Source organism: Alteribacter aurantiacus DSM 18675 (assembly GCF_000429705.1).
Taxonomy (GTDB): Bacteria; Bacillota; Bacilli; order Bacillales; family Salisediminibacteriaceae; genus Alteribacter; species Alteribacter aurantiacus.
The window spans coordinates 113,279-126,543 of sequence record NZ_AUCJ01000011.1; the positions used below are offsets into that span (position 1 = coordinate 113,279).

At 44.5% G+C, this 13,265-nt stretch carries 27 protein-coding genes; all 27 read right to left on the bottom strand.

Features of this window, described 5'->3' with window-relative positions; all coding sequences use genetic code 11:
* Positions 1 to 138 precede the first annotated feature (138 nt).
* Positions 139 to 501 carry a 50S ribosomal protein L17 gene (gene rplQ, locus G476_RS0101870; protein ID WP_026688597.1) on the bottom strand — a complete coding sequence of 121 codons (363 nt, stop codon included), beginning with the start codon at positions 499 to 501 and terminating at the stop codon, positions 139 to 141.
* A gap of 76 nt (positions 502 to 577) precedes the next feature.
* A complete protein-coding gene (locus G476_RS0101875) occupies positions 578 to 1,522 on the bottom strand; it encodes a DNA-directed RNA polymerase subunit alpha (protein ID WP_026688598.1) in 945 nt (314 codons plus the stop codon).
* A gap of 181 nt (positions 1,523 to 1,703) precedes the next feature.
* Complete coding sequence (gene rpsK, locus G476_RS0101880) at positions 1,704 to 2,096, bottom strand: 30S ribosomal protein S11 (RefSeq protein WP_026688599.1); 393 nt, start codon at positions 2,094 to 2,096, stop codon at positions 1,704 to 1,706.
* 18 nt (positions 2,097 to 2,114) lie between these two features.
* A complete protein-coding gene (gene rpsM / locus G476_RS0101885) occupies positions 2,115 to 2,480 on the bottom strand; it encodes a 30S ribosomal protein S13 (RefSeq protein ID WP_026688600.1) in 366 nt (121 codons plus the stop codon).
* Positions 2,481 to 2,502: 22 nt separating this feature from the next.
* On the bottom strand, positions 2,503 to 2,616 hold the full coding sequence (rpmJ, locus tag G476_RS0101890; protein ID WP_026688601.1) for a 50S ribosomal protein L36: 114 nt from the start codon (positions 2,614 to 2,616) through the stop codon (positions 2,503 to 2,505).
* A gap of 48 nt (positions 2,617 to 2,664) precedes the next feature.
* Positions 2,665 to 2,883, bottom strand: coding sequence for a translation initiation factor IF-1 (gene infA, locus G476_RS0101895; protein WP_010896341.1), 219 nt, complete (start codon positions 2,881 to 2,883; stop codon positions 2,665 to 2,667).
* Between the two features lie 4 nt (positions 2,884 to 2,887).
* The gene (locus G476_RS0101900; protein ID WP_026688602.1) at positions 2,888 to 3,190 is read right to left on the bottom strand and encodes a KOW domain-containing RNA-binding protein; all 303 of its coding nucleotides are present in this window, start codon (positions 3,188 to 3,190) and stop codon (positions 2,888 to 2,890) included.
* 25 nt (positions 3,191 to 3,215) lie between these two features.
* Positions 3,216 to 3,962 carry a type I methionyl aminopeptidase gene (gene map, locus G476_RS0101905; RefSeq protein ID WP_026688603.1) on the bottom strand — a complete coding sequence of 249 codons (747 nt, stop codon included), beginning with the start codon at positions 3,960 to 3,962 and terminating at the stop codon, positions 3,216 to 3,218.
* Positions 3,959 to 4,612: an adenylate kinase gene (locus G476_RS0101910; RefSeq protein WP_026688604.1), complete on the bottom strand. Its 654-nt coding sequence runs from the start codon at positions 4,610 to 4,612 to the stop codon at positions 3,959 to 3,961. Before G476_RS0101910 ends, map begins: the two co-directional genes overlap by 4 nt.
* Positions 4,613 to 4,684: 72 nt before the next feature.
* Positions 4,685 to 5,977 (bottom strand): preprotein translocase subunit SecY, encoded by a 1,293-nt coding sequence (gene secY, locus G476_RS0101915; protein ID WP_026688605.1) that lies wholly within the window; start codon positions 5,975 to 5,977, stop codon positions 4,685 to 4,687.
* Complete coding sequence (gene rplO / locus G476_RS0101920) at positions 5,977 to 6,417, bottom strand: 50S ribosomal protein L15 (RefSeq protein WP_026688606.1); 441 nt, start codon at positions 6,415 to 6,417, stop codon at positions 5,977 to 5,979. The genes secY and rplO overlap by 1 nt, the downstream gene beginning before the upstream one ends.
* 31 nt (positions 6,418 to 6,448) lie before the next feature.
* The gene (gene rpmD, locus G476_RS0101925; protein ID WP_026688607.1) at positions 6,449 to 6,637 is read right to left on the bottom strand and encodes a 50S ribosomal protein L30; all 189 of its coding nucleotides are present in this window, start codon (positions 6,635 to 6,637) and stop codon (positions 6,449 to 6,451) included.
* A gap of 13 nt (positions 6,638 to 6,650) precedes the next feature.
* Positions 6,651 to 7,151, bottom strand: a complete 501-nt coding sequence (gene rpsE / locus G476_RS0101930) for a 30S ribosomal protein S5 (protein ID WP_026688608.1) — start codon at positions 7,149 to 7,151, stop codon at positions 6,651 to 6,653.
* Positions 7,152 to 7,176: 25 nt separating this feature from the next.
* Positions 7,177 to 7,539 carry a 50S ribosomal protein L18 gene (rplR, locus tag G476_RS0101935; RefSeq protein WP_026688609.1) on the bottom strand — a complete coding sequence of 121 codons (363 nt, stop codon included), beginning with the start codon at positions 7,537 to 7,539 and terminating at the stop codon, positions 7,177 to 7,179.
* 33 nt (positions 7,540 to 7,572) lie between these two features.
* Positions 7,573 to 8,109 carry a 50S ribosomal protein L6 gene (gene rplF / locus G476_RS0101940; protein ID WP_026688610.1) on the bottom strand — a complete coding sequence of 179 codons (537 nt, stop codon included), beginning with the start codon at positions 8,107 to 8,109 and terminating at the stop codon, positions 7,573 to 7,575.
* A 28-nt stretch (positions 8,110 to 8,137) separates the two neighbouring features.
* Positions 8,138 to 8,536: a 30S ribosomal protein S8 gene (gene rpsH, locus G476_RS0101945; RefSeq protein ID WP_026688611.1), complete on the bottom strand. Its 399-nt coding sequence runs from the start codon at positions 8,534 to 8,536 to the stop codon at positions 8,138 to 8,140.
* A gap of 27 nt (positions 8,537 to 8,563) precedes the next feature.
* Positions 8,564 to 8,749 (bottom strand): type Z 30S ribosomal protein S14, encoded by a 186-nt coding sequence (locus G476_RS0101950; RefSeq protein WP_026688612.1) that lies wholly within the window; start codon positions 8,747 to 8,749, stop codon positions 8,564 to 8,566.
* Positions 8,750 to 8,776: 27 nt separating this feature from the next.
* Positions 8,777 to 9,316 (bottom strand): 50S ribosomal protein L5, encoded by a 540-nt coding sequence (gene rplE / locus G476_RS0101955; RefSeq protein WP_026688613.1) that lies wholly within the window; start codon positions 9,314 to 9,316, stop codon positions 8,777 to 8,779.
* 31 nt (positions 9,317 to 9,347) lie between these two features.
* Positions 9,348 to 9,659: a 50S ribosomal protein L24 gene (rplX, locus tag G476_RS0101960; RefSeq protein WP_026688614.1), complete on the bottom strand. Its 312-nt coding sequence runs from the start codon at positions 9,657 to 9,659 to the stop codon at positions 9,348 to 9,350.
* 41 nt (positions 9,660 to 9,700) lie between these two features.
* Positions 9,701 to 10,069: a 50S ribosomal protein L14 gene (gene rplN, locus G476_RS0101965; RefSeq protein WP_026688615.1), complete on the bottom strand. Its 369-nt coding sequence runs from the start codon at positions 10,067 to 10,069 to the stop codon at positions 9,701 to 9,703.
* Positions 10,070 to 10,119: 50 nt separating this feature from the next.
* The gene (gene rpsQ / locus G476_RS0101970; protein WP_026688616.1) at positions 10,120 to 10,383 is read right to left on the bottom strand and encodes a 30S ribosomal protein S17; all 264 of its coding nucleotides are present in this window, start codon (positions 10,381 to 10,383) and stop codon (positions 10,120 to 10,122) included.
* A 21-nt stretch (positions 10,384 to 10,404) separates the two neighbouring features.
* Positions 10,405 to 10,608 (bottom strand): 50S ribosomal protein L29, encoded by a 204-nt coding sequence (gene rpmC, locus G476_RS0101975; RefSeq protein ID WP_026688617.1) that lies wholly within the window; start codon positions 10,606 to 10,608, stop codon positions 10,405 to 10,407.
* Positions 10,598 to 11,032, bottom strand: a complete 435-nt coding sequence (gene rplP, locus G476_RS0101980) for a 50S ribosomal protein L16 (protein WP_026688618.1) — start codon at positions 11,030 to 11,032, stop codon at positions 10,598 to 10,600. The genes rpmC and rplP overlap by 11 nt, the downstream gene beginning before the upstream one ends.
* Positions 11,033 to 11,034: 2 nt before the next feature.
* Positions 11,035 to 11,694 (bottom strand): 30S ribosomal protein S3, encoded by a 660-nt coding sequence (gene rpsC, locus G476_RS0101985; protein WP_026688619.1) that lies wholly within the window; start codon positions 11,692 to 11,694, stop codon positions 11,035 to 11,037.
* Positions 11,695 to 11,697: 3 nt separating this feature from the next.
* Positions 11,698 to 12,039: a 50S ribosomal protein L22 gene (gene rplV / locus G476_RS0101990; protein ID WP_026688620.1), complete on the bottom strand. Its 342-nt coding sequence runs from the start codon at positions 12,037 to 12,039 to the stop codon at positions 11,698 to 11,700.
* A gap of 21 nt (positions 12,040 to 12,060) precedes the next feature.
* The gene (rpsS, locus tag G476_RS0101995) at positions 12,061 to 12,339 is read right to left on the bottom strand and encodes a 30S ribosomal protein S19 (protein WP_026688621.1); all 279 of its coding nucleotides are present in this window, start codon (positions 12,337 to 12,339) and stop codon (positions 12,061 to 12,063) included.
* 63 nt (positions 12,340 to 12,402) lie between these two features.
* Positions 12,403 to 13,233: a 50S ribosomal protein L2 gene (gene rplB / locus G476_RS0102000; protein ID WP_026688622.1), complete on the bottom strand. Its 831-nt coding sequence runs from the start codon at positions 13,231 to 13,233 to the stop codon at positions 12,403 to 12,405.
* Positions 13,234 to 13,265: the final 32 nt, after the last annotated feature.

The window sequence follows — 13,265 nt, forward strand, 5'->3', positions numbered from 1 at the left end:
TCGATCTTGACAAACCATATTGCACAAAAGGGGCGTTGGGAGAATCGATCCCCCTTGCCCAGCCTTTTGTACAAAAAAAGGGCATAGAAACAGAACCTGTCGACTGCCAGATTCTGTGTCTCGCCCTTTAACAATCACTTATACAAGTTCGATGATTGCCATTTCTGCGCCATCCCCACGGCGAGGTCCTAGCTTGTGTACACGAGTATAGCCGCCTTGACGGTCTTCATAACGTGTTGCAATGTCACCAAATAGCTTTTGAACAGCAGTAGTGCCGTTTTCCTCATCAGCTACTTCGTCACGAACAAATGCAGCAGCTTGACGACGCGCGTGAAGATCACCACGCTTACCAAGTGTAATCATTTGTTCTACGATTGAACGAAGCTCCTTCGCTTTAGGCTCAGTCGTTTCGATTCTTTCGTTGATAATCAAATCAGTAGTCAAGTCGCGGAACAATGCCTTACGGGCTGAGCTGTCACGACCTAATTTTCTGTATCCCATGTGAGTCCCTCCTTCTCTAAAGGTTGTCCGTATCTAATAGAAGAGGAAGTGCTGCGAATAGAAGTCTTTTTGGAGACTATTCTTCGTTGCGTAAGCCAAGGCCTAATTCGCCCAGCTTTTCCTGAACTTCTTCTAACGATTTGCGTCCTAAGTTACGGACTTTCATCATATCTTCTTCTGATTTTTGCGTTAGCTCTTGAACAGTGTTGATTCCAGCACGTTTCAAACAGTTGTATGAACGTACAGAGAGATCAAGCTCTTCAATCGTCATTTCAAGCACTTTTTCCTTTTGGTCTTCTTCTTTCTCGACCATAATCTCGGCGTTTTGTGCCTGATCTGTTAAACCGACAAAGATGTTCAAGTGCTCAGTCAAGATTTTAGCGCCAAGAGATACCGCTTCTTCCGGACGAATGCTTCCGTCTGTCCATACATCCAGCGTCAGCTTATCGTAGTTCGTAATCTGACCTACACGTGTGTTCTCCACTTGGAAGTTTACACGTGAAACCGGAGTGTAGATGGAATCAATCGGAATCACACCAATTGGAAGTTCGCTAGTGTTGTTTCCTTCAGCAGGTACATACCCGCGTCCAGTGTTGGCCGTTAGCTTAAGGTGGAAATTCGCACCTTTAGATAGGGTTGCAATGTGAAGATCAGGGTTTAAAACCTCCACGTCACTATCATGCATCAGGTCAGCAGCTGTAACAACACCTTCACCTTGTGCTTCTACTTCCAATGTTTTTTCCTCATCGGAGTAGATCTTAAGAGCTAGCTTCTTCAAATTCAGAACGATTTCAGTTACATCTTCTGACACGCCTTCAATAGTTGAAAATTCATGAAGTACCGTATCAAACTGTACGCTTGTTACTGCAGATCCTGGCAGAGAGGATAATAGGATTCGGCGCAGAGAGTTTCCGAGCGTTGTACCATATCCTCGTTCTAACGGTTCTACGACAAACTTACCGTAAGATGCGTCTTCACTAAGTTCAACCGGTTCAATCTTTGGCTTTTCGATTTCGATCATTACACAACCCCTCCTTCAAAACGTCGAAACCCCGGACGACCGGATTGAGGTCTTCCGGAATCCCTCATTGGGCATATTCCGATCTGCAATGAATCGTCAATATTCCCAAAAGAGTCTTCTTTTATTCATGACTCTTAACCATTATTGACACGGGTACGAAAATCCATACCCTCATCTGTCATTATACTCTACGACGTTTTGGTGGACGGCAGCCGTTGTGAGGAACTGGAGTTACATCTTTGATCATGTTTACTTCCAGACCAGTAGCTTGAAGGGAACGAATAGCTGCTTCACGTCCGGCACCAGGGCCTTTTACGGAAACTTCTACGCTCTTCATGCCGTGCTCCATCGCCGCTTTTGCAGCAGTTTCAGCAGCTGTTTGTGCTGCGAAAGGAGTTGATTTACGTGAACCTTTGAAGCCTAATGCACCAGCACTAGCCCAAGAGATTGCGTTACCGCGAAGGTCTGTGATCGTTACGATCGTGTTGTTAAACGTTGAACGGATGTGTGCAACTCCAGATTCAATATTCTTACGTTGACGACGCTTTGAACGAGTCGTTTTTGGTTTAGCCATAACAGTACATTACCTCCTTTACTTCTTCTTGTTCGCTACAGTACGGCGAGGTCCTTTACGCGTACGTGCGTTGTTTTTCGTTTTCTGACCGCGAACCGGTAGGCCACGACGGTGGCGGATTCCACGGTAAGAACCGATTTCGATTAGACGTTTGATGTTAAGAGACACTTCACGACGAAGGTCACCTTCTACTTTAATGCTATCTACTACTTCACGAATACGGCCAAGCTCGTCTTCAGTCAAATCGCGTACGCGAGTGTCTTCAGATACACCAGCTTCTTCAAGAACTTTAGCAGCTCTTGTTTGTCCGATACCGTAAACGTAAGTCAAAGATACGACAACTCGCTTGTCACGAGGAATGTCGACTCCAGCAATACGTGCCATTTACGTTACACCTCCTGTTGGATTAACCTTGTTTTTGTTTGTGTTTTGGGTTTTCGCAGATTACCATGACGGTACCTTTACGGCGAATAACTTTACATTTTTCGCACATTGGCTTTACAGATGGTCTTACCTTCATGCTCTTTACCTCCTTGTGATACGGAGTGCGGTTTCGCTTTCCATCAGCTTATTTATAACGATACGTGATGCGACCACGGGTTAAGTCATAGGGAGACAATTCAACGGTCACTTTATCTCCAGGTAAAATACGGATGAAGTGCATACGAATCTTACCGGATACGTGGGCAAGAATTTTGTGTCCATTCTCTAATTCAACACGAAACATCGCGTTAGGAAGCGGCTCAATAACCGTTCCTTCTACTTCAATTACATCTTCTTTGGCCATGAATTTACTCTCCTTCCTTCAGTAAATTGTCATTCATATATGATGAAATTGCAAATCGCAATTTTGCATTGGTGACACGTCCCGTATCGACAATGCTATTTTTCACTTCAGGAGAAATGAGATCCGTCCGCTCCAGGTGCTGAATGTTCTTTTTCTTTGCGCGGTCTACCTTACGTTTATCCCCGTCGGCAATCCGAACAAAACGTGTATCAAGAACTTCAATGACACAGGCATATTGATCTTTATCTCTTCCTTTTACTATTCGCACGAGCTCACCGAGCTCAGGAACGGTTTCAGGATCTTTCATTTAGTGACCGACCACCTTTAGTTTGCTAGGCTTTTGTCAAAATTTCATATCCTGTTTCAACAATAGCAATTGTGTGTTCGAAATGGGCACAGCGTTTTCCATCAGTGGTGACCACTGTCCAGTTATCAGATAGTGTTTTAACGTGTCTTGAACCGGCGTTTATCATCGGCTCAATCGCTAAAACCATCCCCGGTTTTAGACGAGGGCCTTTTCCTGGTGGACCGAAGTGCGGGATTTGTGGATCTTCATGTAGATCCTGACCGACTCCGTGACCGACATATTCCCTGACAACAGAGAATCCATGAGATTCTGCATACGTTTGGATCGCATGTGAGATATTGGACAAACGTTCTTTCGGTTTTGCTTCTTCCAGACCTTTAAAGAGGGAAGCCTCCGTCACGTCTAAAAGCTTTTGATCTTGTTCAGAGATCGTCCCGACAGGGTAAGTCCAAGCTGAGTCTCCATGGTAGCCATTGTACTTGGCGCCAATATCAATGCTGATAATGTCACCTTCGTTCAAAACGCGGTTGCCCGGAATACCGTGTACCAATTCTTCATTCACTGAAGCGCAGATGCTACCAGTAAATCCATTATAGCCTTTAAAAGATGGAATCGCATCATGTTGACGAATAAACTTGTCTGCGATGTTATCCAATTCCTTCGTAGTAATACCAGGCTGGATGTGTTTTTTTAGCTCTTGATGCGTTAAAGCAACGATTCTTCCGGCAACACGCATAATGTCAAGCTCTCGCTCGGTCTTGCCTATAATCATCGATTGCTTCCTTTCAACAATACATCAAGATCTTCAAAGACGTTTTGAATGTCTTGGTTACCATCGACATTACGAAGGTAGCCTTTATTCTCATAGAAGTCAATAAGTGGCTGAGTTTGTTCGAGATTAACCTGTAGGCGCTTCTCTACTGTTTCAGGCTTATCATCTTCTCGTTGAATCAATTCGCTGCCATCTTTGTCACATTTGCCGGCATCCTTTGGAGGATTGAAGATCTCGTGGTAGGTAGTACCACATGTTGGGCAAACCCATCTACCAGTAAGACGCTTAAACAAGTCCTCTTCAGGTACCTTAATGTAAACAACATGGTCAAGTTGACGATCGAGTTCAGCGAGAATCTCTTCTAGTGCTTCAGCTTGTGCAACTGTTCTTGGAAATCCATCGAGTAAGAAGCCCTTCTTACAGTCGTCTTTAGCAAGACGCTCTTTGACGATTCCAACAGTAACTTCATCTGGAACAAGGTTTCCAGCATCCATGTAGGATTTTGCTTTCAACCCGAGCTCCGTTCCACCTTTAATTGCAGCACGGAACATATCCCCGGTTGAAATGTGCGGTACACCGTATTTTTCAACGATTTTATCGGCTTGAGTACCTTTACCCGCACCCGGAAGACCCATTAAGATTAAATTCATCGATTATCCCTCCATCGTTCTTCATTCACGATCGAAGGCAAAGGGAGGAGCTTACACGCAATCTCCCTCTCCTTATTTAATAAATCCTTTATAGCTACGTTTGATCATTTGACTTTCAATCTGCTTCATCGTATCAAGGGCAACCCCTACTACGATGAGAAGACCCGTACCTCCAATTTGAACGGCAGGAGGAAGTCCCGCAGCCTGAGTGAAGAAAACCGGGATAACAGAAACGGTAGCCAAGAATAGGGCACCTACAAATGTCAGACGGTATAGGATTCGTGTGATATAGACTTGCGTTGTTTTACCAGGACGGATTCCAGGGATATAGCCGCCTTGCTTTTTCAAGTTGTCGGCCATTTGTTCAGGGTTGACTTGGACAAACGTATAGAAATACGTGAACCCGATGATTAACGAAGCGTAAACGACAAGGCCGAATGGCTGCGTATAATCAAAGTTCGTCTGGACCCAGCCGGCAATTGCATTATCATCTCCGAAGAATCCTGCGACCGTAGGCGGGAAAATGAAGAGTGACATAGCAAAAATAACCGGAATAACCCCGGCAGCGTTCACTTTAAGTGGCAAGTGAGTAGACTGACCGCCTTGTGGTTTTCCTGATACTAAACGCTTTGCGTATTGCACAGGGATTTTACGAAGTGCTTGCTGAACAAAGATCACTCCTACTACGATGAGTAGTAGTGCTAAAAGTAGCAGTAGCACCGTAACGATATTAATGAACAATGCGTCTCCGGCATCAGCAATCTGTGTAGCATAGATCTGGTTGACACCATTTGGAATTGCAGCAGCAATACCCGCAAAGATTAAAATCGAGATTCCATTCCCTACACCTTGTGCCGTAATTTGTTCACCGAGCCACATTAAGAATGCAGTACCTGCAGTCAATGTAAGAGCGATAAGCAAAAACGTTACAACGCTTGGGTTCGGTACAAGACCCGGGAAGATTCGGTTAAACCCGATCGACATTCCAAGTGCTTGCATAAAAGCAATGACGATTGTTCCATAACGAGTGAATTGTGCCAACTTTCGTCGACCCGCTTCTCCTTGTTTAGCCCATTCTGCGAACTTAGGAACAACGTCCATTCTTAAAAGTTGCACGATAATCGATGCCGTAATGTAGGGCATGATCCCTGTAGCGAAGATCGAGAAATTTTCAAGAGCTCCGCCACCGAATGTATTTAGAAAGCCAAAGGCATTCATCTCATCCTGAAAGTTCAGGACGTTTGGATCTACACCCGGTGCAGGGATATGTGCACCAATACGGAATACAACTAGCATGGCTAGGGTGAATAATACCTTACGTCTCAAATCACCAATTTTAAATATATTGGAGATGGTTTGAAACATTAGACCACCTCTGTAGTTCCGCCTGCAGCCTCAATTGCTTCTTTAGCAGAAGCAGAGAATTTGTTGGCTTTAACTGTAAGCTTATTCTCAAGCTTTCCATTCCCTAGAACTTTGATTCCGTCTTTAGCGTTGCTTACAACACCGGACTCGATCAATAGCTCAGGAGTTACTTCCGTTCCAGCGTCGAAACGGTTTAACGTTTCAAGGTTTACAATAGCAAACTCTTTACGCGTAGGATTTGTAAATCCGCGCTTTGGCAAGCGGCGGAAGATTGGCATTTGGCCACCTTCAAATCCTGGGCGTACTCCGCCTCCGGAACGAGCGTTTTGTCCTTTGTGTCCACGACCGGCAGTTTTACCGTTACCAGTAGCGATACCACGTCCAACACGTTTGCGAACCTTACGGGAACCCTCTGAGGACTTAAGTTCGTGAAGTTTCATGTCGGCACCTCCTCAACTCATTATCTTCAAGTTACGCTTCGATTTCTTTTACAGTAACAAGGTGAGATACTTTGTTCACCATACCGCGAATAGCTGCGTTGTCTTCTTGTACCACTGTGTGGTGCATTTTACGAAGACCTAGCGTTTTTACGGTTACGCGCTGATCTTCAGGGCGTCCGATCAGGCTGCGTGTGAGGGTAATTTCAAGTTTTTTAGCCATGTTAATTCCCTCCTTAACCTAGTAGCTCTTCTACTGATTTGCCGCGAAGTTTTGCAACCTCTTCCGGGCTTTTTAGTTCAGTTAATCCTTGTAGAGTCGCACGCACCATGTTAATTGGGTTGTTTGATCCTAGGGATTTACTTAGAATGTCACCTACACCGCCAAGCTCAAGTACAGCACGAACAGGTCCACCAGCGATGATTCCTGTACCTTCAGATGCAGGCTTTAGAAGTACACTTCCTGCTCCGAATTCACCAGTAATTTGGTGAGGGATTGTTGTACCTTGGATTGGGATCGTGATTAGGTTTTTCTTAGCGTCTTCAATCGCTTTACGGATAGCTTCAGGTACCTCAAGTGCTTTACCCATACCGAAGCCAACGTGTCCGTTTTTATCTCCTACTACAACTAGTGCAGCGAAGCGGAAGCGACGACCACCTTTAACCACTTTCGCAACACGGTTAACAGTAACTACTCTTTCTTCAAGTTCAAGTTTGTTAGGGTCGATACTACGCAATGAGTTTCCCTCCTTTTGTGGTTAATTAAAACTTCAGACCAGCTTCACGAGCTGCATCTGCAAGTTCTTGGATTCGACCATGATAAAGGTATCCTCCGCGGTCAAATACCACAGTTTCAACACCTTGCTCAAGGGCACGTTTCGCAACCAATTCGCCGATTTGACGAGCCGCTTCTTTATTTCCGCCGTTATCAAGTTTAAGTTCTTTGTCTAAGCTCGATGCACCAGCAACTGTAACGCCATCGACGTCGTTAATTACTTGCGCATAAATGTGCTTATTAGAACGGAAAACATTCAAACGAGGACGTTCAGCAGTTCCCGTGATCGAGCGACGAACATGTGCGTGTCTTTTCTTACGTACCACGTTCTTGTCAGCCTTTGTGATCATTGAACGTCATTCCTTTCAATCCGTTATTTAAACTTATTTACCTGTTTTACCTTCTTTACGGCGTACGTATTCGCCTTGATAGCGAATTCCTTTGCCTTTGTAAGGTTCAGGTGGTCTTACAGCACGAATGTTAGAAGCAAGTGCTCCAACGCGTTCTTTATCGATACCTTTTACGATAATTTTCGTGTTTTCAGGAACGTCAAGCTCAAGACCGTCTTCTGGATTAAACTCAACAGGGTGAGATAGTCCAACGCTTAGAGTGACTTTGTTCCCTGACTTTTGAGCACGGTAACCTACACCGACTAGCTCAAGCGTCTTTTCAAATCCTTTAGTTACACCTTCGACCATGTTGTTGATCACGGAACGAGTAGTACCGTGAAGTGCGCGGTGATCTTTGTGATCAGATGGGCGCTCAACAGTGATCTGGTTGTCTTCTTGTTTTACGACCATGTCAGCGTGAAGTGTACGAGTTAGTTCACCTTTAGGTCCTTTGACCATAATGGTAGTACCTTCTAGTTTCACTTCAACACCGGATGGAATCTCAACAGGTTTTAAACCAATTCGAGACATGCCTTACACCTCCATTCTTCCGTTCATATTACCAAATGTATGCTAGTACTTCGCCGCCAACTTGCTTTTGACGAGCTTCTTTGTCTGTGATAATGCCAGTTGATGAAGAGATTACTGCGATTCCTAAACCGCCAAGTACTCGTGGTACTTCATCAGCTTTTGCATAAACACGTAGACCTGGTTTACTGATTTTCTTAAGTCCAGTGATAACGCGCTCGTTATTTACACCGTACTTAAGGAAAATACGAAGGATGCCTTGCTTGTTGTCCTCAATATATTCAAAGTCGCGAATGAAACCTTCACGCTTTAAGATGTCAGCAACTTCTTTCTTGATCTTGGAAGCAGGAAGCTCCAAGCTTGTATGACGTACAGTATTCGCATTACGAATACGAGTTAGCATATCTGCAATAGGATCAGTCATGACCATCGTATTTACCTCCTTCCCTACACGGAATTACCAGCTTGCTTTTTTAACGCCCGGAATTTGACCTTTGTGCGCGAGATCACGGAAACAGATACGGCACAATTTAAATTTGCGAATGACACTGTGTGGACGTCCACAACGTTCGCAACGTGTATATTCTTGCACATTGAACTTCTTAGGCTTTTTAGCTTTAGCGATCATTGATTTCTTTGCCAAGGTTCAAACCTCCTTTTCGGCGAGATCTTATTTTTGAAACGGCATACCCATTTGAGTGAGTAGTTCACGAGCTTCTTCATCCGTTTCAGCCGTAGTAACAATGACGATGTCCATTCCACGAACTTTATCTACATTGTCATACTCAATTTCAGGGAAAATTAACTGCTCTTTAACTCCCAATGTATAGTTACCTCGTCCGTCAAAGGCTTTCTTTGAAACCCCGCGGAAGTCACGTACACGCGGCAAAGAAACAGCGATAAGTTTATCAAGGAAATCATACATGCGCTCACCGCGAAGGGTTACTTTCGCACCGATCGGCATACCTTCACGAAGCTTGAAGCCTGCAATAGACTTTTTCGCTTTAGTGATGATTGGCTTTTGACCAGAAAGCTCAGTAAGTTCTTCAACAGCTTTGTCTAGTACTTTAGAGTTCTGAACCGCATCACCAATACCCATGTTGATTACGATCTTATCGATTTGTGGAACTGCCATTACGGAAGAGTAATTGAATTTTTCAGTAAGAACTGGAACAATCTCTCCATTGTATCTTTCTTTAAGACGACTCATAGTGGTGAACCTCCTTTCAACCTAAAACTTGTTACTTATCTAACGCTTCGCCGGATTTCTTGGCGATACGAATTTTTTTACCGTTTTCTACTTTATATCCAACACGTGTTGGTTCGCCCGATTTCGGGTCGATCGGCATTACGTTAGAAACGTGAATAGCCGCTTCCTGGTTCAAAATACCGCCTTGTGGGTTCGCTTGAGATGGTTTCGCATGTTTTTTCACCATGTTAACACCTTCTACAAGTACGCGGTCTTTGCTCGGATATGCTTCAAGGATTTTTCCTTCCTTGCCTTTGTCCTTACCAGAGATTACCTTAACGCTATCTCCCTTTTTTACATGCATGAGGGGCACCTCCTTAACAGACATTTCGTGTCCATTTATGATTAAAGAACTTCAGGAGCCAAGGATACAATCTTCATGAATTGGTTTTCACGAAGTTCACGGGCAACTGGTCCGAAGATACGAGTACCACGTGGGCTCTTGTCATCACGTACGATTACCGCTGCGTTCTCGTCAAACTTAATGTAAGATCCGTCTGGACGACGCGCACCACTCTTAGAGCGTACGATTACCGCCTTAACGACTTCACCCTTCTTGACAACGCCACCAGGTGTTGCTTGTTTTACGGAACAAACAATAATGTCACCGATGTTGGCTACTTTACGTCCGGAACCTCCGAGAACTTTGATACATTGTACTTCACGGGCACCTGAGTTATCAGCTACTTTTAAACGACTTTCTTGTTGGATCATGGATCAATTTACCTCCCTTCAGGTAAGCAAACGTCAGTCTTTATCTTTTATTAAACGATGACAGCTTCTTCAACGACTTCTACAAGACGGAAGCGCTTGTCTTTTGAAAGCGGACGAGTCTCCATTACGCGGACGATATCTCCAGCTTTCGCAGTGTTATTTTCATCATGTGCTTTTAACTTTTTGGAGTATTTAACGCGTTTGCCGTATAGCGGATGCATTTTGTACGTTTCTACAAGAACAGTGATCGTTTTGTCCATTTTGTCGGATACAACACGACCTGTGTAAGTCTTGCGGTTATTACGCTCAGCCACAGTGCAAACCTCCTCTCAGTATTAATCGTTAGTAATTCCAAGCTCTCTTTCACGCAAAACTGTTTTCGCACGTGCAATAGCTTTTTTAACTTCACGGATGCGGGCTGGATTGTCTAACTGTCCAGTCGCAAGTTGAAAGCGAAGGTTGAAAAGCTCTTCTTTAAGAGACTTTGACTTTTGTTCAATCTCAGCAGTGGTTAGGTTGCGGATCTCATTAGCTCTCATTTGCGTCACCACCCACTTCATCTCGTTTTACAAACTTAGTTTTGATCGGTAGTTTGTGAGAAGCAAGTCGTAGTGCTTCACGCGCAACTTCTTCAGAAACCCCCGCAATTTCAAACATGATTTTCCCTGGTTTTACTACTGCAACCCATCCTTCAGGAGCACCTTTACCGGAACCCATTCGAACTTCTAGAGGTTTAGCAGTGTAAGGCTTATCTGGGAAAATTTTAATCCATACTTTACCGCCACGTTTCATATAACGTGTCATAGCAATACGAGCTGACTCGATTTGTCTGTTTGTAATCCAAGACGCTTCGAGAGCTTGCAGGCCGTATTCACCAAATGCAACTTCTGTGCCGCCTTTCGCACGACCGCGCATCTTACCACGGTGCTCACGACGGAATTTTACACGTTTAGGCATTAGCATGATTATTTTCCTCCTTCCTCTTGTTTCGTTCCTTTCGTCGGAAGGACTTCACCACGATAGATCCAGATCTTAACACCGATTTTACCGTAGGTAGTGTCTGCTTCTGCAGTACCGTAGTCGATGTCCGCACGAAGTGTGTGTAGTGGTACAGTACCTTCGCTGTAAGATTCAGAACGAGCAATGTCCGCTCCGCCTAGACGTCCTGAAACTTGGGTACGAATACCTTGTGCTCCAGCACGCATTGTGCGTTGGATTGTTTGCTTCATAGCACGACGGAAAGAAATACGATTTTCTAGTTGGCGAGCAACGTTGTCAGCAACAAGACGAGCATCTTTGTCCGGAGACTTGATTTCGTTAATGTTGATGTGTACACGCTTGCCAGTAAGTTGGTTAAGAGCTTTACGTAAAGCTTCTACTTCAGATCCACCTTTACCGATAACCATTCCTGGTTTAGCAGTATAGATCGTAACGTTCACGCGGTTAGCGGCACGTTCGATTTCGATAGTGGATACGGATGCGTCTTTTAGACGCTTCTCAAGATACTCACGAATTTTAATGTCTTCGTGAAGTAGATCAGCATAGTCTTTATCTGCATACCATTGGGACTCCCATCCGCGAATAACGCCGACACGCAGTCCGTTAGGATTCACTTTTTGACCCACTGCTTATCCCTCCTTCTTTTCTGTAAGAACAACTGTAATATGACTCGTACGTTTGTTGATTCGGCTAGCTCGACCCATCGCACGTGGACGGAATCTTTTAAGTGTAACACCTTCATCAACGAATACTTGACTTACAACCAAGTTGTTTGGTTCCATTTCGTAATTGTGCTCAGCGTTAGCGATTGCCGAGTTAACAAGTTTCTCAACGATTGGAGAAGCTGATCTCGGAGTGTGTTTAAGGATTGAGATGGCTTCGCCAACTTCCTTACCACGAATTAAGTCAACCACTAAACGTGCCTTGCGAGGAGCAATACGCACTTGTTTCGCTACTGCTTTTGCTTCCATGGAAAGTACCTCCCCTCTTTATTAGCGTCTTGTTTTCTTGTCGTCAGAAGCGTGGCCTTTGTAAGTTCTTGATGGTGCGAACTCGCCAAGCTTGTGTCCAACCATATCTTCATTTACGTAAACCGGTACGTGTTTACGACCATCGTAAACTGCGATCGTGTGACCGATGAATTGTGGGAAAATTGTAGATCTACGAGACCAAGTCTTGATCACTTTCTTGTCATCATTCTCGTTTTGTACTTCAACTTTCTTCATTAGATGTTCATCGACAAAAGGTCCTTTTTTTAAGCTGCGACCCATGTGTGTACCTCCCTTCGTGATTGACCTACGGTTCTTCTTAACGAGAACCGTAGTACAATCCCGTTATTTTTTGCGACGACGCACAATATATTTATCCGTGTCTTTGTTTTTCTTACGCGTTTTGAATCCAAGTGTTGGTTTACCCCAAGGAGACATTGGTGATTTACGTCCGATTGGCGCACGTCCTTCACCACCACCGTGTGGGTGATCAACAGGGTTCATAACAGAACCACGAACAGTTGGGCGCTTGCCTAACCAACGAGAACGACCGGCTTTACCGATTGTTACAAGTTCGTGCTCTGCGTTTCCTACTTGACCGATTGTAGCGCGGCAAGTAGCAAGGATCATACGAGTTTCACCAGAGCGAAGACGTACAAGTACGTAATCTCCTTCTTTACCAAGAAGTTGAGCTTCAGCACCTGCTGAACGCACTAGCTGTCCACCTTTACCAGGCTTAAGCTCGATGTTGTGGATGATTGTACCCACTGGAATGTCTTTCAGTTGAAGAGCGTTACCGATTTTGATGTCGGCGTCTTTTCCTGAGAAGATTTCCATACCAACTTTAAGTCCTTTTGGTGCAAGGATGTAACGCTTCTCTCCATCAACATAGTTGATAAGAGCGATGTTCGCAGAACGGTTTGGATCGTATTCGATCGTAGCAACGCGGCCTGGAATTCCATCTTTGTTACGCTTAAAGTCGATGATACGGTATTGACGCTTATGTCCGCCACCTTGGTGACGTACAGTAATGCGACCATGGTTGTTTCGACCAGCTTTTTTGCTAAGTGGAGCTAGTAGAGACTTTTCCGGTTTGTCGGTCGTGATTTCTTGGAAGTCAAGAACAGACATTCCACGACGACCGTTAGTGGTTGGTTTATACTTTTTAATAGCCATCAGGGTTTCCCTCCTTCTTTAAAAAATAATTC